This is a genomic window from Pseudarthrobacter sp. MM222 (genome assembly GCF_947090775.1).
Taxonomy (GTDB): Bacteria; Actinomycetota; Actinomycetes; order Actinomycetales; family Micrococcaceae; genus Arthrobacter.
The window spans coordinates 2,515,641-2,531,967 of the sequence record NZ_OX352321.1; the positions used below are offsets into that span (position 1 = coordinate 2,515,641).

Here is a 16,327-nt window from a genome sequence, read left to right on the forward strand (position 1 = left end):
ATTAAAGGGCTGGCAGTCAGACGGATAAAGCCGAAACACGGACGCCCAGCAGGACACTTAATGCCCACTTCGCCAGGGCGGCGCAGGTTTTGGGCCAAGGGCTGGGGGTACCTCTGACTTAGCCATTTCATATTTTCGTCGACACGTCCCCCGTCCAATCAAGAAATTTCCCCCTCTCCGGGGTTTCAAGCGGAGCTGGCACGTCGTGAGCAAGTCGCCGCGGATTAGCGGCGATCCGCCGTGCCCGGGAACACAATGAGTGAACTTGCCGCTTGGAGAATGCCGAGTTCAACGTTTTGCTGGGGCAGCGCCGGGGGCGTTCACGGCTGCACGCCCCCAGGGCCCATCCAAGCTCTGGGCTTCGGAGGCCGGCTTGCACAGCTGACTCGATTGACCGCAGCGGCCCGAATCCCCTACTGTATCGCTAATCGTTGTTATCGATTTACGTTAAAAGGGGCGGGCCATGAAAGCCAGCGCAACAAAAACGCTCAGTGGGAAACGGAATATCATCTCCGGCATCGACGCCGTCTTCCTCATGCTTGCCGCCGCCCTGGTGGCCGCGGTCACAACCGTGATGACCATAATTGGCATTCTCAACCTGTCGGCGGGTTCGACAACTCTGCGCCTGCCGGCCGACCTCGCTCGCGACTCTTTCCAGCCCGCACCGCGAATAGCCGCCGACGCCGTGGTCTCCGGCCGGTTCACCGAGATGGAGGTGACCATGAACGGTGTACCCGCCCCTGAAGCCGTTCTGTTGGCCTGGTCGGCAGTCCTGAACCAGGTCTGCATTCTCGCCGTGGCTGCCCTGGTGATTTTTCTCTGCCTACGAATGCGGCGGGAGCGGTTGTTCACCTCAGCCGCAGTGTGGGCGATCGGCCTGTGCGGGGCCGCGCTGGCTGTCACAGGATCCGCTGCCCAGATTCTGAGTGGAACAGGGCGGGGGTTGCTGGCGGAAAGGCTCACCGACGCAACCAATTCCGGCGAAGCTGTCTACGTCACCGACTTCAACTTTGGAACACTCATCGCCGGGCTGGTCATGGTGCTGTTCGCCGGGGTCTTCCGCTTCGGCCGGCGGTTGCAGCAAGACACGGATGGGCTCGTATGAAGCGGGAGGCCGAATTTACCGGGATCCACTGCCGGCTGGATGAACTCCTAGTCGAGCGCGGCATGACGCTCACCGAGCTGAGCCGCAGGGTCGGGGTCAGCATCGTCAACCTCTCCATACTCAAGAACGACCGGGCCAGGGCCATCCGCTTCTCCACTCTTACGGCAATTTGCGATGCCTTGGACTGCCAGGTCGGGGACCTGCTGGCCGCGACAGCGGAGGAGCCCGCCTAGCAATCCCGTTTCTTCTGCTGCCAGCCCACGCTTGGTGGCCCTTGGAGTTTTGGGCGGGGATGTTCATGCCTTGGCCGCATCAGCCTGCTCCTCCGCAGGGTTGGGGACGGTGAGATGTTGAAAGACGCGTTCCGGTCTGCTGTACAGAGGGACTGAGGACGGCCAGGGATCGCGCTGCCGAGTTCGAAGCCCGCCCTGCGGGGCCTGACGAAGGCGATGTGCTGGAATCGGACGGAGCCTTGGAGGATCGGTCGCCGGAGAGTTGTGTCACCAGTCCGTAGACCGATCACCAAGGCGCCGCGCCTAGCCGGGAAGAACCTGGTTCTCCTCTCGTTTGCGACCAGACGCAACCTCGACACCGCCAACAGAACCTCAAGGTCCAGGTCATCAGCCTGCCGCTCGCAGACCCTGTCCGTCGCACCCGCGCAGGACTACGATTTTGCCTGCTAACCAAAGCACCCGGTGATCGCCACAGGCAGGGGAAGACGCAGAGTGAGGAAAACGCCGTGACCGACGGGACGAGGCTGAGCGGACCGCACTGGCGGCGAGTCGTGGCAGCCCTCGCCAACGACGACGCGCGGACGGCATACGCGCAAATCGTGCTGGGCGCCAGGCTTCCTGAGGTGGTTGCTGATCTGAATGACCGACGGCGGAACCGGGCCATCGCCGTCCTGCTTGGGTCAGGGCTCGTCGAACGGAATGCGGCCAACGACCTGGAGGCATCTGGGGCCTTCTTCCGCGACCTGCTCAGGCAGCAACCCCGGCGACAGGCGCAGACCGGGTTGGCTCGCTTCATGCGCCTGGGCAGGATTGAGAGGTATCCAGCCAACGTGGCGGAACGGCGGGAGCTTTTGGCCTGGATTGTCAGCGAAGCCATCGAGCCGGGCGAACGCCTGACGGAAAAGCAGGTAAATGAACGACTCCTCAGTTATACCGATGATGTCGTTCTGCTGCGCCGCTACATGATCGACTTCGGGCTATTGGAACGGACGCCCTCCGGCTCATCCTACTCGCGGCACGACGAAACATAGGCCTGGAACTGGACCGGCCAGAACCGTGTGGGTGGAGCCTTGGGGAAACGCAGTCACGCTCGCCCGGTCAAGGTAGCGGGGCCGGACACATCGGGTGGAAGGGACGTCCGCCGCACAGCCAGTGTGCCGGCGGCAAGCGTCGCTAGGCATAGCGGAACGGGATGCAGAGAAGCGGCAGCAGCCACAAATGTGGCGGGAAGTGCCAGCAGGAACATCCATCCGGTCCACCGGGGACGAAGCTCCTGGCGCCGCGCCCACACTCCCAGGAGCAGTGATCCCGCGAGGACTGACAGGAACCCGAGCAGGAAGACCAACCACGCCCACATACGGGCATTGTCCGATTCGTAGGGCAGATGGCTGAAGTACCTGAACTCGGCCACGTTGCCCGCCATCATGAGCACAAACCCGAGAACTACTGACACTACGGCCGTGAGTCCGAGAGCGGTTGCCGCTCCGATTTTGTAACGCAGGAACAGCCCTATGAAACCGCACGCCATCAGGGCGAAAGCGAACACCCAAAGTTGCGAGTTGGTCGCGTAGCGGTCATATTCGGCTGACCCTGGTGGCCCCCAGCCTCCTGCCATCAGGACGATGAGTGAAATCCAGGCGACGGCGCCGAAAATGCCGAGCCAGCCAAGACCTGAATGAACCCTATGCATTCCCTTCTTCTTTCCAGGAAGAGCAGAACCTGATCGCAATGGTACTCAGCAGCGCCATAGCCGGAAAGACGAGCCCGCGGGGAGCGTCAACGTCGTCGTCGATCACCGCGTCCGCGGTAGGTACCGCGTCCGCGGTAGGTCGGCGATGACCGTGTAAATCCAGAATCCGTCCGTCGTGGGCTGGACGTGTGCTGGGTGCTTCCGGCCTCCTCGTGGACGGAGCGACGGTGCCGCAGGAATTTAGCTGGTGGTTCGGTGCCGCTCAACGGGCTTGTCCTCGCTTGCACCCCAGCTTGCCAGGAGGCGAAGTCGTTCGGCTGAGGGGGAACCAGGCTCTGCGGTGTAAACCATAAGCACGAGGCCTGGCTCGGCGGTAATGGCGAGTTCCTCGTACGCCAGCGTAAGTTCGCCGGCCACGGGGTGATGGAATCGTTTCGTTCCGGAGCCATGGGTGCGCACGTTGTGCGCGCCCCATAGAGCGCGGAACGTCTCGCTGCGTGTCGAGAGCTCACCGACGAGGTCCTGCATTGTGCGGTCGTGAGGGTCGCGCCCCGCTTCGGCGCGCATGATACCGACGCACATTTCGCTGAACAGCTCCCAGTCGGGGTAGAAGTCGCGCGAAGCCGGGTCGAGGAACTGGAACCTTGCGAGGTTCGGCGCGCGGCCGCCGTCCCCGATCACCGGTGAGTAGAAGGCGCGCCCCAACGCGTTGGTCGCAAGCAGGTTCTGGTACGGGTCACGGACGAATGCGACGCCCTCGGTGATCGCCTCCAGCGCCCATTGCAGGCTCAGCCGCGCCACGGCTTGGGTGGTGGAGCGCTTGCGGGGCCTGCCGGAGGCGGGGATGCCATCTGCCGCCCGGGCCAGGTCGAACAAATGTGCGCGCTCGGCGTCATCAAGACGGAGGGCACGGGCGAGCGATTCGAGCACGGACGAGGACGCGCCCGCGATGGAACCGCGCTCGAGCTTGGCGTAGTACTCCACGCTGACGTCGGCGAGCAGCGCCACTTCGCTGCGCCTCAACCCGGCCACCCGACGATTTGACCCTGCGGCAATGCCGGCCTCTTCTGGTGTGAGTCGTGCGCGGCGCGACATCAGGAACTCACGCACTTCAGCCCTATTATCCATGCTTCAAGGGTAAGTCGGCGGGGACGAACGAAGGGGTCCCTCTCGGTACACCCCACAGCAGTGACTCCCCCACCCGCGGAAATAAAGCTTGACTAGTTGTAGCCAACCAACAGGAGCAAACATTGTGCGTGGTGTTGTCCGGCAAGGTGCTCGATCTCACCCTGCCCCTGGAACAGGCCCCCGAAGGCTACAAAGCCATGGACGAGCGCCGCGCCACCAAGATGCTCCTCACCGTCTGATCCAATGACCCGGACCGCCGGCATCGGATGGGCGTTGGCTCCTCCAGCTCGGTGCACACAAGCCAAGACCCGGGAGGTCTATCCCACGCCCGGGGGATAGACCTCTCGGCGCGTCAACTCTCCAAGCCCGATCCCCGGCTTCATTGCCGGGCACGAAAGAAGCCGCATGACAACCGCCCCCACACGAACACCTGCACCAGCAACCACGGCGCAGCAAAAACTGCCTCTGGTCGCGCTCGTCGTCCTGGCCGCAATGGGATTCATCCTCGTCGCCACCGAAACGATGCCAGCCGGCCTGCTCCCCGTCATCGCCGCAGGCCTCAACACAAGCGAGGGAACAGTCGGTCTGCTCGTCAGCGCCTACGCCCTCGGCACCGTCCTAGCCACCATTCCCGCGATCACCCTCACCCGCGGCATGCGACGAAGGCCGCTGCTGCTCGTCGGTATCACCGGGCTCGTGCTCGCCAACACACTCACCGCGTTCTCCCCCGAGGTGACACTGTCCCTCGTGTCACGGTTCCTCGCCGGTGCATTCTCGGGAATCATCTGGGGAATGCTCGCTGCGTACGGGCGCCGCATCAGCCCGCCCCAAAACGCCGGGCTGTCCCTGGCCATCGTTTCCACGGGCGCGCCGCTCGGATTCGCCTTTGGAACCCCCCTCGGCGCCTGGATCGGAACGACTTTCGACTGGCGGTGGTCTTTCGGCGCACTCTCCGTCCTCGCAGTCGCCGTCGTTGGACTGATCATCGCATTCGTCCCTGATGCCCCCGGGCAGCCGCCCACGTCGCGGCTTCCTCTTAGGCGCGTGTTCCGCATCCCCGGAGTCGCCCTCATCCTCGCCGTCATCGTCGCCTGGATGCTCGCCCACAGCACCATCTACACCTATATTGCCCCGTACCTCCGCGTCACAGGGACCGGCCTCTCCGCCGACTTCATCCTGTTGATCTATGGCATCGCATCGGTCATCGGCGTTGCGATCACCGGAGCTCTACTGGACCGCCACCCCCGGCCTCTCCTGCACCTGAGTGTCACCGCGTTCGTCGCGTCCGGAGTCATTCTGCTCATTGGACACACATCGACGATGGCCATCGTCATGGCCGCCGCCCTCTGGGGCATCGCCTTCGGTGGCGCTTCCGCCCAACTGCAGGGCCCGCTGACCACCGCGGGAGGCGAAAACGCCGACGTCGCCAATGCGTTCCTCCCGGTCGCCTTCAATGTGGCAATTTTCGGCGCCGGCATTCTCGGCGCACTCCTCCTGACGCCATTCAACGCGCTGGTGTTGCCAGTAGTCATGATCATCCTAGGCATCACTGCCCTCCTGCTCACCCTGCGCGGCCGACGCTCCGCCGTCCTCCCCCGACTCTGAGCAAATCAAGTTCCTAGAAGTGATCCTTAGAGTTACATGGCGAGTTATTCGCAGCGCTAGTTGGCGCTCACGGCCGGTCCCGCGACTCGCGTTCAGGTTGCGGGGCAGGTTTCGTAGCCTCGGCGCGGCATAAGAAAATGCCAAGGACACAAGCGCACAGTAAGGGTATGAAATCACTACTAAGCGATGAAGTCGTCGCCGTACGTGGCGTCCTCACCGATACACACCCGGTCGACTTCCATGCTCTTGGGGTAACCGGTGCAATTGACCGTTTGACGCTTCCCCTCCGCGAACGCGGAACCGCGGTGCATCTGGAGACTCCGCACCACGGGATGGAAGTAGACCGGCAGTCGGCAACTCTTCTGTACCGAGCGGCGCAGGAGCTCCTCAGTAATGTCTACAAATTCGCTCAGGCATCAGCTGTAACGATCCGGCTGTGCTGCGTCACCCAAGGCATGAGCCACGGCGTTCAGCTCAAGGTCTCCGACGACGGCCGTGGTTTCGACGTGGCAGCAGCTATGGTTGGTCGGCACACGGGCATGGGACTGCGGCTCATGCAAGTGGCCGTAGTCCTTGCTGGCGGAGAAATGATCATCGATTCCTCCGCCGCCGCGGGAACCTGTGTGACGATAACACTGCCGCTGGACTAGCGTCCATTGCACCCTCGAGACTGGCGTCCGTTGTACCCTCGGGACCGGCGTCCGGGCTCGCGTGCTGAGGACCAACGACGGGGTGGAGTCCAGGGCAGTGCCAACCCCCGACGTCGCTCGTTCTGGTCCGGCCCACCGGCGAGGCTGCCGTTTGTGGAGTGTCTCGCGGGCTGCGTGGGCGATCTCGGGGGGTGAGGGCTTCTGCGATCGGCCCCTGTGGATATATGTCAGGCAGCACTAGAATGAGCCATGCCCATGACCGGCCGATCCGTCTCTACCGTGGTGCTGCTCGTCATCGGGGCAGGGCTGGCGCTGCTGGCTGTGCTGGTCCACTACGAATTCATGAGAATGTACGGCGATGTCACCGGTACCGCGTTCGAGGGGCTTACCTGGGGGTTGACGGCCGGCCCCTCCGGATTGGCGCTCGGTCTGGTCGCGGTGGTTGCCGTGATCGGCTTGGTGCTCTCGCCACGACGGTGGATGCGGCTGACGGCCGTGGCCATCCCGGTCCTCATGCTGCTCGGGATGTTCGCTGTCACCCCTTCGGCACTGGGGCAGAAGCTTGAGGTGCAGTTCGACTCGACTCCGCAATGCGTGAGCGAGGGCTCGGACGAGCCCATGGCCACTGCGGATCGTGAGTCCCAGCGGGCGTTCGATTCCATCAGTCACATCGGCGATTTCAGCGGTGGCGGCGTGAGTGGTGTCGGCGGCTGTGAACGCAGGTTTGTGCTCTCGGGAGACGGTGACGTGCTGCGGCACTATCGTGCAGCATTGCCAGCGGCGGGCTGGGAAGTGGTCGAGGACGACGGGCGCCGCTTGCGGGCCCAGCGTGATGGCCTGGCGTTCGAGGTGATGCCCTGCCCTGGAGGCGGTGTCCTTTGGGCCGGAAGCGACGACAACCTCGCAAACGGAATACGGATGGGCTGTGACCAGCACTGAAATTTGCCCCCACGAGCTCTGAAAACGACATTTCCGATGGCCTGGTCGGTGAAAACGACGGCGTTCCTCGCCCATCCCGGGTCGCTTAAACGGGACCTGCTGGTTCTTCCTGCAGAAGCGGAGCATACTCAAGGGACAGCCGCACGCGCTGCTTCGCCGTCCTCCGGTGCCCCCGTCAAGGGTTGTTGTCAGGGCCCAATGAGGAATGAGGCGAGTCATGGCACACGAACCACGTCTGCTGTTCCCGGAGCTCCTCGTCGACCACTTGCAGGATCTTGTCCTGAAAACCGAGGGCGTCAAGGACATGCTGGACGAACTTGCCGGGTTCTCCGCCGTCACCTTGGCCGACCCCGCCATCGCCTTCTGCAGCATCACGCTGATTCAGCGAAAGAAACCCGTGACGGTGGCCAGCAGCGAAGAACGCGCCGTCCGGCTGGATGAAACCCAATACAGTTCCGGCGATGGGCCCTGCCTGTCAGCGATCCATCAGCAGGCCGTCGTGCATGTACCTGATCTAACAAACGACCACCGCTGGCCCGCCTTCACCGCCGCCGCGCGGGAGGCAGGGGTAGGATCCAGTCTCTCCGTGCCGCTGATCCTCGAAGGGGAAGCGGAAGCCGGCCTGAACCTGTACTCCACACGGTCCCATGGCTTCACAGGTGAAGACATCAGCATGGTCGAAACGTATTCCTACCATGCGTCAAAAGCACTTCGCCTGGCCGTGCGGATCAGCCAGCTGGCCGAGGCGAACACCAACCTCATGGCTGCTATGGAATCCCGGACCACCATCGATCTGGCAACCGGCGCCATCATGGCGCAAAACCGTTGCAGCCAGGAGACGGCCGTCAAGATCCTGAAAATCGCTTCCAGCACCCGGAACGTCAAACTCCGGGACATCGCCGCATCAGTGGTCGCTTCAGTGTGCCATGACCCGAGCGTCCGGACGCACTTCGACGCGTAAGGACGTTCTGAAGAGAACCGGTGTGGGTGGCTAAGCAGCGGTGTCGGCAGTGCGGCTCCAGCGCCGCACTGCCGCTTCGATATGGGTGGCCATCGAGCCTGCAGGCCCTCAGGGAAAACGTCCCGCGAGAATGTCCCGCACCTGTGAGGCAGCACGCCGAGCTCCGGGATCGGCGCTGGGTGTAAGTGGTGCCGCCGCGGTGCAAGGCCCAGAGGACGTTTAGGCGGGCTGTTGGTCCGCGTTTCGTAAGGGCCGGCGGTTGGCGGCAGCGCGGGGACGGTCATTCGGGCAGTTCCATCTGGAAGCCGCAGACGCATCTGATGACCCTGGTGGAGAGGTAGACGTCAAGAGCGTCTTCGGCCGCGTCCTCGGTGGACAGGGGCGCGGTCAGCCGACGGAGTTCCGAGCCTGCCTTTTCCATCGGTTGTCCGCAATGCATGTAGTGCCCGCCGAAGATCAGCACATCGTCTGTCTGTTCGCGGCCCAGAACGATTGACAGGTCAGCGACGCGGGCGGGATGTTCACTGAAGCGCCGGCACCGTCTGCAGGTATAGGAAGCCAGGACGACGTCGGCCGGATGGTCGGGAAGATCTGTCACGGATCTGATGGTGAGATGGCGGTCGGTGCCGCAATGGGCGCACATCACCGGCAACACGCGGGGCGGCCGGCCGGCGCCGTCGGGGCGGAAGCCGTGAAATTCGAGTGACATGATCAGGCGGCGTGCGGGTAGCTGGCGAGGATGTAGGCTGCTGCGGCGCGGCCCTTCATCCTGAGTCTGCCGTGGTGGACGTTGACACGGCACAGGCGCATCCCTGCCCGGAAGGACCGGCCGGGTTTGGGTGCCATTCCCTGGAGCAGGCACCAGCTCGTGTACAGGCCGTAGAGGCAGTCCGCCCCCAAGGGGCAGTCGGTGTCCGGGGCGGGGGAAGTGGCGTCCCGAAGGAATTGCTGGAAATGCGAGGTGGCCATGGGAGGCTCTTTCCTCAGGGTGCGTGATGGGCCGCCGTGAGGCTACAGCAGCGTTTCCTCCCGGCGGCGCACAACGCCGAAAGGGGCTCCCCGCGGAAGACTCGCGCAGGCAGGGGTCCTTAATGAAAATACCCCGCGCTGCCGGGGAATGTACATAGCCCGGTTATGACCGCCCCCGGTGGGGCCGCGACGCGGACCGGAAACCTTCGCGCAGTGCCGGGGAAGCCAAGCCGTTCCTTTGTTAGTTATCGGCGTTCGGGCCGACCGAAGGATCGCCGAGGAGCTTCTGGATCTGCGTAACGGTGAGAATGCGCTGGCGGTACTCTTTGCAAAGAATGTCCTGGATAGCGTGCGCTGCTTCGGTGTCTTCGGAGCCGGTGGCGTCGGAGGCGTAGATCACGCGGAAATTGTTGGCAAAGGCGTCTGCCCCGGTCTGGGCTACGCAGTTGTGGGTAGACACCCCTGCCAGAACCACAGTATCGACGTCCCAGTTGCGCAGCCGCAGGAGCAGGTCAGTCCCGAAGAACGCACTGTCCCGGGTCTTGAGAAGGTGCGGCACGCCCTCGGTTTCGAGCCCGGGGACAAAGTCTGCCTGCTCGCTGCCGCGGAAGATGAAGCCCTGATCGTCATCGAGCATATTCAGCGTCCAGGTGGATTTGTCGCGCTCGTGCTCGGTCTTGACCAGCAACGCTTTGGCGTTTGCGTTGGCCACCGCAGCCAATATCGCGTTGCACGCGGTCGTGAGTCCGTCCCTCTGGCCGCGGAGTGCCGGATCCTCAAAGAACGCGTTTTGCATATCAACAATCAGGACGGCGATCATCCTGGATCCTTTCTGGTCTAGCGTGCCGACTGGTGCGTGTTCCGGCCCCTGGTACGCCCATCGGGATGGCCACGCAGACGCGGACGGCTTTGGTTAGCAGAAGCCGGGCATGATCGTGCGCCCGCGTTCCAGCCCCGCGCGCAGACCACCGGAAGCGGTCCCAGACGGGTCCGGAATAAGATCGCTACGGGGTGCATCACAAAAGGAAGAGATGAACGCATAGGGCCCCCGACGGAACGCAAGGGCTGAGGAGAGGGACAACAACCCGGGAACCACTGGGCCTCCTGGTCTGGACGCTACGGTTCGGCGATCCTACTCCGCCGGATCCGGCGGCAACAGCCCTGGCGAATTTGATCCCGCCGGGACGGTCCCTCACCAGGCCGGGGACACCTTGCACCCGAGGGGCCCAATCCAAGGGATACACGGAACTCCTACGCAGGGAGGAACGAGGGGAAATTATGCGCAAGTTCCCGCGAAACCCGCTCGGAGCATTGCGCCAAACCCGATCACAGGCGAAACCAACCAAGGTGCCCAGATAGATTGGGAACTAATCGACCTGGCGCGGGAGAAGGGGGCGGGCAATGACCGAAGAGCACGTGCTGGAGGGCGGCAATGCCTCCGACTTCGTGGTGCGGGTAGACAACACGGTGCGCAAGCCTTGGGAGGAAGCCTCCGGCAGAGTGCACGGCTATCTTCAAGCCCTTGGAGCTGCTGGATTAGATGTTCCCCGGGTGTGGGGCCGGGATTCTGACGGCGTCAGATCATCGAGTTCGTCAGCGGCGACCTGGCTATGAACGGGGGCAACTGGGCGCCCAAGAATTGCGCCGGGTTGGTGGCATCATCCGCGCAATCCACGATAACAGCCCGCGATGCACCCTGGACGACCTCGCCAACTGGAAATGCTGCTGCCTGCCACGTCTCCCGAGTTGATCTGCCACAATGACCTTGCTCCCTGGAACCTCATCCTGGGGGAACGGTGGGTATGCATCGACTGGGACGGAGCCGGCCCCAGCTCACGGGTCTGGGACCTCGCCTACGCTGCGCAGTCATTCGCCGGATTGTGGGAAGGTGCCGACCCTAACGACGCCGGCATCCGCCTTCGCGCCCTGGTCGATGGATACGGCACAGATGACATCCTGCGCCGAGCCCTTCCCGAGACAATAGTTCTCCGCGTCCGGGCAATGTACGAGCTGCTGTGCGACGCGAAAGCAACAGGTTTCCAGCCTTGGGCGGGCATGTACGACGACGGGCACGGTGCTCACTGGAAGGCAACAACCGAGTACGTCTCACAGCACATCGGCGGATGGCGCAAGGCGCTCAACAGCTAGAGCAAGCAGGCTTCGCGTAAAGGATCGATTATTGCGACGGTCGGGCCGTTTTCGTGCGGCGTCCGGATGTCAGCGCAGGCAGGCCGTCGGCAGACACCTCTTGTCGGCGGCCTGAAGGGTCGGCTCCGCGTCCAAGCGCGGAGTCGACCTGGGAGGCTCCGTTCCGCTTGGCGGGCTCGTTCCGCCGGCACGCAGGGACGGCGCCTCCGCCAGGAGTAGCCTGTCCGGCCAGAGCCACCCCGGCTTCGCCCATTTCGTCCGCGAGCTTCAACACGTCGTACATCCCCACAAAGATTTCCCGGAGCATATCGGCGGGTTCTTAGTCGCCCGAGGAACTCACACGCCAGGCAGGGACCGTTCCGGGCAATGAATCTGTTCCAGCAGTGACTCGGGTTCGATACCGAGCAGGGCGGCCGCGAGGCTCCCGATCAGGTCCAGTACGTAGTCGCTGCTGGCGGTTCCGGCCAGCACGTCCATCAAAAGGCCGTCTTCCTGGGCAACGAGGGTACGCGCGATTTTCGCGGGGGCAAGGACGGGGAAAAACATTCCAGCCCGGGTCCCGTCGGTAATGATTTCTTCGTAGATGGTCTGCTGGGTGTTCGTGAGCTCCTCCTGGATCCGGCGCATCTCACCGTCCCGGAGCGAGTGGGGCCAGTATTCGTACAGGATCCTGGAAGCGTCATCGTCCAGCCCGGCTGAGCCCGCACCGATCACGGCGGCCAGCCTGGCCGTTGGGCTCATGTCCGCGCGTACTGCTTCCGACAGTTTCTCAAGAAAGCGATCGGACGAGGCCTTGACCGCTGCATTGGTGATTTCAGCGAGGCTTCCGTAGTAATACAGGACGGCATTGGCGGCCATCCCGACTTCGGCCGCTATTGCGCGCAATGTAGCCCCCTCGGCACCCTCACGCGCGGCGACGGCCTGCGCTGCCGCTGCAATCTCCCTGCGGCGTACTTCCCTCTTGCTGAGGCCTGCCATTGCCACTCCCCTCCGGCCCAATGCCTATTGACAACGACTCTAGACCGGTATTGAATAGCATTCAAGTTTGAATGTGATTCAAATAACTATGATTCGATGAGGAGTCACCATGTCACATCACCCTCCACCCCCCACCCTCCCTGTTGTCACCTCGACGAAAGGACTGAAGGCGGGCTCAATCGGCATCGGCCCGACCGTGGCCCTTGGCCTCGCCGCCGTGGCACCGGCGTACAGCCTGGCCGTTACCCTAGGTTTCGTTGTCGTCGCGGTCGGGTCGAGTACACCCGCGGCGTTCCTTCTGGGATTCTTGCCGATCCTGTTCACGGCCTTCGCATTCCGAGATCTCAACCGGGAAATGCCTGACTGCGGCGGGGTCTTCGTCTGGATATCGCGGGTCTTCGGCCCATGGGCCGGCTGGTACTTCGGCGGCTGGGTGCCCCAGGTCGCCACCTTCATTGCCAGCGCGGCCCTGGCGCAGGTTGCCACGACGTACCTACTTAACTTCCTTGGACTCGGCTGGGCCGCCTCCCAACCGGTCATCGTCGCCGCCGTCGCGTGCGGGCTGATCGCGATGAGCGGCGTCGTGGCAGCAAGGGGAATCGAACTCTCGGCTTGGCTTCAGTACGCGCTGATTGCCTTGCAGCTGATTGCCCTGGGCGGTTTCTGCATCGGCGCCTTTGCCGCCGTGGCCACCGGCAGCGCAGGGGAAGCTGCTGAGCAGCCAAGGCTGGACTGGTTCAACCCCTTTGCCTCCGGCGATCTCTCGGGCCTGGTCTCCGGCGTGATCCTGTGTCTGTTCATCTACTGGGGCTGGGACGCCTTGATTGCGGTCAATGAGGAAACGATAGACCGCAAAGGAACACCCGGGCGGGCCGTTGTCATCACCACCGTGATCCTTCTGTTCTTCTACGTCGTCACCGCGACGGCAGCCGTCGGGTTTGCCGGGACCGCCGGCATCACGGATCCCGCAACCGTCTCGGACGTCCTGTCCGTGCTCGGCCCCCAGGCCACCGGCGGTCTCTTCGGGCAGGTCATTGTCCTCGCCGTCGGACTCTCCGCGCTGGCGGCCCTGATGACGGTCGCCGTCAGCACCCCACGGTCCTGGCTGAGCATGGGAACCTACGGTGCACTGCCCCGGGCCACCACGAAAATGCATCCCTTATGGGGAACGCCGATAACGTCCATCACGTGGTGGGCGATGATAAGTATTGCCGTGACGGTGGTTCTGACAGCAATCAGTGCCGACTTCATCGGCCTGGCCATTCTGTCAGTGGGCCTGATGATTGCCGCCTACTACGCCGCGACCGCGCTGGCCTGTGTCGTGTACTTTGCTCCTGAGATGCGCACCTCGGCCTCCGCGCTCTGGCTGAAGGGCATCCTCCCGGGCTTGGGCTCCCTCCTAATGATGGGAGCGTTTGCGTACAGCGCGGTCGACATGTTGTCCCCCGAATACGCCGGGCTCTCCTGGCTCGGCATCGGAACCGTGTTCTGGATCGGAATCGGCGCCCTGGCAGTAGGCGTTCTGGTCATTGCCGTCATCCGCCCCCGGCTCCGGCCCTTCTTCACCGGGAAAACGATCCCCCGGGGAACTTACTCCACCCGCAACGAACTGCAATCCATCCTGAGCAGCGAAACCGAGGCATAAATGCGCGTCCTATCCATTGCAGCAATCCAAACGAAACCCGTGCCCTACGACGTCGAAGCCACCTGGGAGCGTTTCGCCGCCCAGGCCGAAACCGCCAAGGAGCTCGGCCCTGAGGTCGACATCATCGTCGCACCCGAACTTTTGCTGGCGGCGCCCGGGGAATTCCTGATCCCGGACCCTGAGGGCGAAACCCGCTCCGCCGGCCCCATCCCCAGCGCGCTCACCAACAAGATCGCGGATCTGGCCCGCCGCCTGGGGGTCTGGCTCGTGCCCGGATCCCTGCTGGAAACCGAGGGCGGGAACACCTACAACACGGCAATCGCGGTCTCCCCCGAAGGCGAAATCGTGGCCCGCTACAGGAAGCTCTTTCCCTGGCGCCCGTTCGAAACCACCACGCCGGGCGATTCGTTCGTGACCTTCGACATCCCCGACCGGGGACGCGTAGGCCTAGCCATCTGCTTCGATGGAAGCTTCCCCGAGGTCGCCAGGCAACTGGCATGGCTCGGCGCCGAAGTCATCATCCAGCCCACCCTCACCACCACCCGGGACAGGGAAATGGAAATCGTGATGTCCCGGGCCAACGCCTTCGCCAATCAGGTCTACGTCGTCAACGTCAACGGCGCCGACCCGTCAGCAGTCGGAGAAAGCGTCATCGTGGACCCGGAAGGCACCATCATGCAGCACGCTAGAGGAGGCGAGGAAATCCTCTACGGAGTCCTGGATCTCGACAGGGTCACCCAGGTCCGCCGCTACGGAACCCACGGCATCAACCGGCCCTGGGCGCAACTCCAGGACCAGCAAGGAATCCTGTCATTCCCTATGTACGGCGGCGCACAATTCCTGCCGCCGGCCTGGAGCAACGAGGAGCTTGACCGCCGACGCCCCCGCCCGTTCAGCGGCGCGCTCTCCTGACTGCCCCGTCCAAAGGCAATACCGGTACTACATGCTGACCTCCCAGGGCATCCCAGGAGGTCAGTATGTCTGCCCTACGAATCTAACCCGCAGGCTAAGTGGCTTTACAGCCAAGATCCCAGCTCTACTCCCGCAGATTCACAACGGACGCCCGGCGCAGGCTGGACATGCAGGCCAAGTCGCGACTCCCGAGGAACCAGAAATGAAAGGCACGTAGTGTCGGCCTCCACCAAATGCATCGAAATCCAGGCCACCAGCCGGTCGACCCTTGAATACGACTGGCAGCTTCGGGAGGTTGTCCCCAACCCGGGGGGCGAGATCCCGGTGAGAGGTGGCGGCAAGTTTCTCAACCAGCCGGCCCAACAGACTTTGAGAACCAGGCAAGCTGGTCGTAGAAGTGCTTCGTCTTGTTGTCGTCCAAGATGGTCCGCTAACGCTGCGTGGTGGTCCACGACGATACCGGGGTGGCCCTGTGGTCTCGGCAGGGCAAGGAATTCACCCGGTTTTCTGTCGGCGTGAAGCGCCGCTGTGCTGACTTTGGCACAATGAGATTGCAGTTTTCAGTGCGCGACAGGTGTCGCACACATGCCTGAGTATGTCGGCTTCATTCAGGACGACTTGATTTAGCACCACCCCACATACCTTTAGCGCCCGCTCGAACCTCTAGTGGGACATCATCTTGCTATTCCGCCGTTGGTGCTGGACCAGGCTTGCCGGCGCCTGCGGCTGCCCACCATCAGTGCAGTTCTCGAGGAAGTCTTGACGGTCGCCGGCAGGGAACAGCTCTCCTATCAGGGGTTCCTGGCCGAGTGTGATGATCGGGACCGGCGTTGTTCGATCCGGAGGGTCAAGTCTGCGGACTTCCCACGGGATAAATGGCTTGGGGACTTTGATTTCGACGCGAACCCGAACATCAGTCAGGCAACCATCCACACCCTCGCGATCGGGGCACAGCGGCGGCTGAGAAGGGTTTCAGTGTTGTGTACATCCTCGCCAGCCGTCTCGTTAACGAGCTTGTCGAAGCCGAGAACGATAAGGCCCTTGCCAAAACCTTTGCCCGCTACCAGCCGCGTGGACCTGCTCTGCATCATTGATGACCTCGGTTACATGGAACTGGACAAACGCGGAGCCGAGCTGCTCTTCCAGGTCCTCACCGAACGCGAAGAGAAAGCTTCGGTGGCAACGAATCCTTCCCCGGCTGGACGAAAACCTTCACCGACCCGCGGCTCTGCGCGGCCATCGTGGACCGGCTCACCTTCAACGGAACCATCATTGAAACCGGGACCGACTCCTACCGCCTCGCCCACACACTGGCCCAACAACCGGCCGGCTAAGCCGCATGCTCGTGCCGGGTGGCATGCCGG

The 16,327-nt window shown here is 63.2% G+C and carries 17 protein-coding genes and 2 pseudogenes; 13 read left to right on the forward strand and 6 right to left on the reverse strand.

The features are described 5' to 3' along the window. Positions 1 to 463: 463 nt before the first annotated feature. From OM977_RS11450 to OM977_RS11460, 3 genes are all read left to right on the forward strand, one after another. A complete protein-coding gene (locus OM977_RS11450; RefSeq protein ID WP_264354092.1) occupies positions 464 to 1,105 on the forward strand; it encodes a DUF2975 domain-containing protein in 642 nt (213 codons plus the stop codon). Further along, the gene (locus OM977_RS11455) at positions 1,102 to 1,338 is read left to right on the forward strand and encodes a helix-turn-helix domain-containing protein (RefSeq protein WP_264354093.1); all 237 of its coding nucleotides are present in this window, start codon (positions 1,102 to 1,104) and stop codon (positions 1,336 to 1,338) included. The genes OM977_RS11450 and OM977_RS11455 overlap by 4 nt, the downstream gene beginning before the upstream one ends. A gap of 551 nt (positions 1,339 to 1,889) precedes the next feature. Next, entirely contained in the window at positions 1,890 to 2,369 is a 480-nt protein-coding gene (locus tag OM977_RS11460) for a DUF2087 domain-containing protein (RefSeq protein ID WP_264354094.1), read from the forward strand. 53 nt (positions 2,370 to 2,422) lie between these two features. Here OM977_RS11460 and OM977_RS11465 read toward each other — a convergent pair whose 3' ends face one another. Together OM977_RS11465 and OM977_RS11470 are read right to left on the reverse strand one after the other, a co-directional pair. Continuing rightward, on the reverse strand, positions 2,423 to 3,028 hold the full coding sequence (locus tag OM977_RS11465; RefSeq protein WP_264354095.1) for a hypothetical protein: 606 nt from the start codon (positions 3,026 to 3,028) through the stop codon (positions 2,423 to 2,425). 240 nt (positions 3,029 to 3,268) lie between these two features. After that, positions 3,269 to 4,156: a helix-turn-helix transcriptional regulator gene (locus OM977_RS11470; protein ID WP_264354096.1), complete on the reverse strand. Its 888-nt coding sequence runs from the start codon at positions 4,154 to 4,156 to the stop codon at positions 3,269 to 3,271. 140 nt (positions 4,157 to 4,296) lie between these two features. Between OM977_RS11470 and OM977_RS11475 the strand changes: the two are divergent. From OM977_RS11475 to OM977_RS11495, 5 genes and pseudogenes are all read left to right on the forward strand, one after another. Further along, a pseudogene (locus OM977_RS11475) lies at positions 4,297 to 4,395 on the forward strand (IMP dehydrogenase); the annotation flags it as partial. A gap of 166 nt (positions 4,396 to 4,561) precedes the next feature. Beyond that, positions 4,562 to 5,761: an MFS transporter gene (locus OM977_RS11480; protein WP_264354097.1), complete on the forward strand. Its 1,200-nt coding sequence runs from the start codon at positions 4,562 to 4,564 to the stop codon at positions 5,759 to 5,761. A 167-nt stretch (positions 5,762 to 5,928) separates the two neighbouring features. After that, on the forward strand, positions 5,929 to 6,411 hold the full coding sequence (locus tag OM977_RS11485) for a sensor histidine kinase (RefSeq protein WP_264354098.1): 483 nt from the start codon (positions 5,929 to 5,931) through the stop codon (positions 6,409 to 6,411). 255 nt (positions 6,412 to 6,666) lie between these two features. Next, positions 6,667 to 7,350, forward strand: coding sequence for a hypothetical protein (locus OM977_RS11490; protein WP_264354099.1), 684 nt, complete (start codon positions 6,667 to 6,669; stop codon positions 7,348 to 7,350). A gap of 217 nt (positions 7,351 to 7,567) precedes the next feature. After that, entirely contained in the window at positions 7,568 to 8,311 is a 744-nt protein-coding gene (locus tag OM977_RS11495; protein WP_264354100.1) for a GAF and ANTAR domain-containing protein, read from the forward strand. Positions 8,312 to 8,591: 280 nt separating this feature from the next. On the opposite strand, the gene OM977_RS11500 is transcribed toward OM977_RS11495, so the two are convergent. From OM977_RS11500 to OM977_RS11510, 3 genes are all read right to left on the reverse strand, one after another. Beyond that, the gene (locus OM977_RS11500) at positions 8,592 to 8,909 is read right to left on the reverse strand and encodes a hypothetical protein (RefSeq protein WP_264354101.1); all 318 of its coding nucleotides are present in this window, start codon (positions 8,907 to 8,909) and stop codon (positions 8,592 to 8,594) included. Positions 8,910 to 9,022: 113 nt separating this feature from the next. After that, positions 9,023 to 9,280 (reverse strand): hypothetical protein, encoded by a 258-nt coding sequence (locus tag OM977_RS11505; protein WP_264354102.1) that lies wholly within the window; start codon positions 9,278 to 9,280, stop codon positions 9,023 to 9,025. Between the two features lie 241 nt (positions 9,281 to 9,521). Next, positions 9,522 to 10,100 (reverse strand): cysteine hydrolase family protein, encoded by a 579-nt coding sequence (locus OM977_RS11510; RefSeq protein WP_264354103.1) that lies wholly within the window; start codon positions 10,098 to 10,100, stop codon positions 9,522 to 9,524. 581 nt (positions 10,101 to 10,681) lie between these two features. On the opposite strand from OM977_RS11510, the gene OM977_RS11515 reads away from it, so the two are divergent. Together OM977_RS11515 and OM977_RS11520 are read left to right on the forward strand one after the other, a co-directional pair. Next, positions 10,682 to 10,894 carry a hypothetical protein gene (locus OM977_RS11515; RefSeq protein WP_264354104.1) on the forward strand — a complete coding sequence of 71 codons (213 nt, stop codon included), beginning with the start codon at positions 10,682 to 10,684 and terminating at the stop codon, positions 10,892 to 10,894. 105 nt (positions 10,895 to 10,999) lie between these two features. After that, the gene (locus tag OM977_RS11520; protein WP_264354105.1) at positions 11,000 to 11,428 is read left to right on the forward strand and encodes a phosphotransferase; all 429 of its coding nucleotides are present in this window, start codon (positions 11,000 to 11,002) and stop codon (positions 11,426 to 11,428) included. 336 nt (positions 11,429 to 11,764) lie between these two features. Here OM977_RS11520 and OM977_RS11525 read toward each other — a convergent pair whose 3' ends face one another. Next, complete coding sequence (locus OM977_RS11525) at positions 11,765 to 12,406, reverse strand: TetR/AcrR family transcriptional regulator (protein ID WP_264354106.1); 642 nt, start codon at positions 12,404 to 12,406, stop codon at positions 11,765 to 11,767. 109 nt (positions 12,407 to 12,515) lie between these two features. Here OM977_RS11525 and OM977_RS11530 point away from each other — a divergent pair, with 109 nt between their 5' ends. From OM977_RS11530 to OM977_RS11540, 3 genes and pseudogenes are all read left to right on the forward strand, one after another. Continuing rightward, entirely contained in the window at positions 12,516 to 14,051 is a 1,536-nt protein-coding gene (locus OM977_RS11530) for an APC family permease (protein WP_264354107.1), read from the forward strand. Positions 14,052 to 14,090: 39 nt separating this feature from the next. Further along, positions 14,091 to 14,963, forward strand: coding sequence for a carbon-nitrogen hydrolase family protein (locus OM977_RS11535; RefSeq protein WP_264354108.1), 873 nt, complete (start codon positions 14,091 to 14,093; stop codon positions 14,961 to 14,963). 699 nt (positions 14,964 to 15,662) lie between these two features. Then, positions 15,663 to 16,297 (forward strand): annotated as a pseudogene (locus OM977_RS11540) (ATP-binding protein); the annotation flags it as partial. Between the last annotated feature and the right edge of the window lie 30 nt (positions 16,298 to 16,327).

Excerpts from the sequence above, each read along its gene's own strand:
- OM977_RS11450 (WP_264354092.1), top strand. The coding sequence starts at position 464 with ATGAAAGCCAGCGCAACAAAAACGCTCAGTGGGAAACGGAATATCATC.
- OM977_RS11455 (WP_264354093.1), top strand. The coding sequence starts at position 1,102 with ATGAAGCGGGAGGCCGAATTTACCGGGATCCACTGCCGGCTGGATGAA.
- OM977_RS11465 (WP_264354095.1), bottom strand. The coding sequence starts at position 3,028 with ATGCATAGGGTTCATTCAGGTCTTGGCTGGCTCGGCATTTTCGGCGCC.
- OM977_RS11470 (WP_264354096.1), bottom strand. The coding sequence starts at position 4,156 with ATGGATAATAGGGCTGAAGTGCGTGAGTTCCTGATGTCGCGCCGCGCA.
- OM977_RS11480 (WP_264354097.1), top strand. The coding sequence starts at position 4,562 with ATGACAACCGCCCCCACACGAACACCTGCACCAGCAACCACGGCGCAG.
- OM977_RS11485 (WP_264354098.1), top strand. The coding sequence starts at position 5,929 with ATGAAATCACTACTAAGCGATGAAGTCGTCGCCGTACGTGGCGTCCTC.
- OM977_RS11490 (WP_264354099.1), top strand. The coding sequence starts at position 6,667 with ATGACCGGCCGATCCGTCTCTACCGTGGTGCTGCTCGTCATCGGGGCA.
- OM977_RS11495 (WP_264354100.1), top strand. The coding sequence starts at position 7,568 with ATGGCACACGAACCACGTCTGCTGTTCCCGGAGCTCCTCGTCGACCAC.
- OM977_RS11505 (WP_264354102.1), bottom strand. The coding sequence starts at position 9,280 with ATGGCCACCTCGCATTTCCAGCAATTCCTTCGGGACGCCACTTCCCCC.
- OM977_RS11510 (WP_264354103.1), bottom strand. The coding sequence starts at position 10,100 with ATGATCGCCGTCCTGATTGTTGATATGCAAAACGCGTTCTTTGAGGAT.
- OM977_RS11515 (WP_264354104.1), top strand. The coding sequence starts at position 10,682 with ATGACCGAAGAGCACGTGCTGGAGGGCGGCAATGCCTCCGACTTCGTG.
- OM977_RS11520 (WP_264354105.1), top strand. The coding sequence starts at position 11,000 with ATGCTGCTGCCTGCCACGTCTCCCGAGTTGATCTGCCACAATGACCTT.
- OM977_RS11525 (WP_264354106.1), bottom strand. The coding sequence starts at position 12,406 with ATGGCAGGCCTCAGCAAGAGGGAAGTACGCCGCAGGGAGATTGCAGCG.
- OM977_RS11530 (WP_264354107.1), top strand. The coding sequence starts at position 12,516 with ATGTCACATCACCCTCCACCCCCCACCCTCCCTGTTGTCACCTCGACG.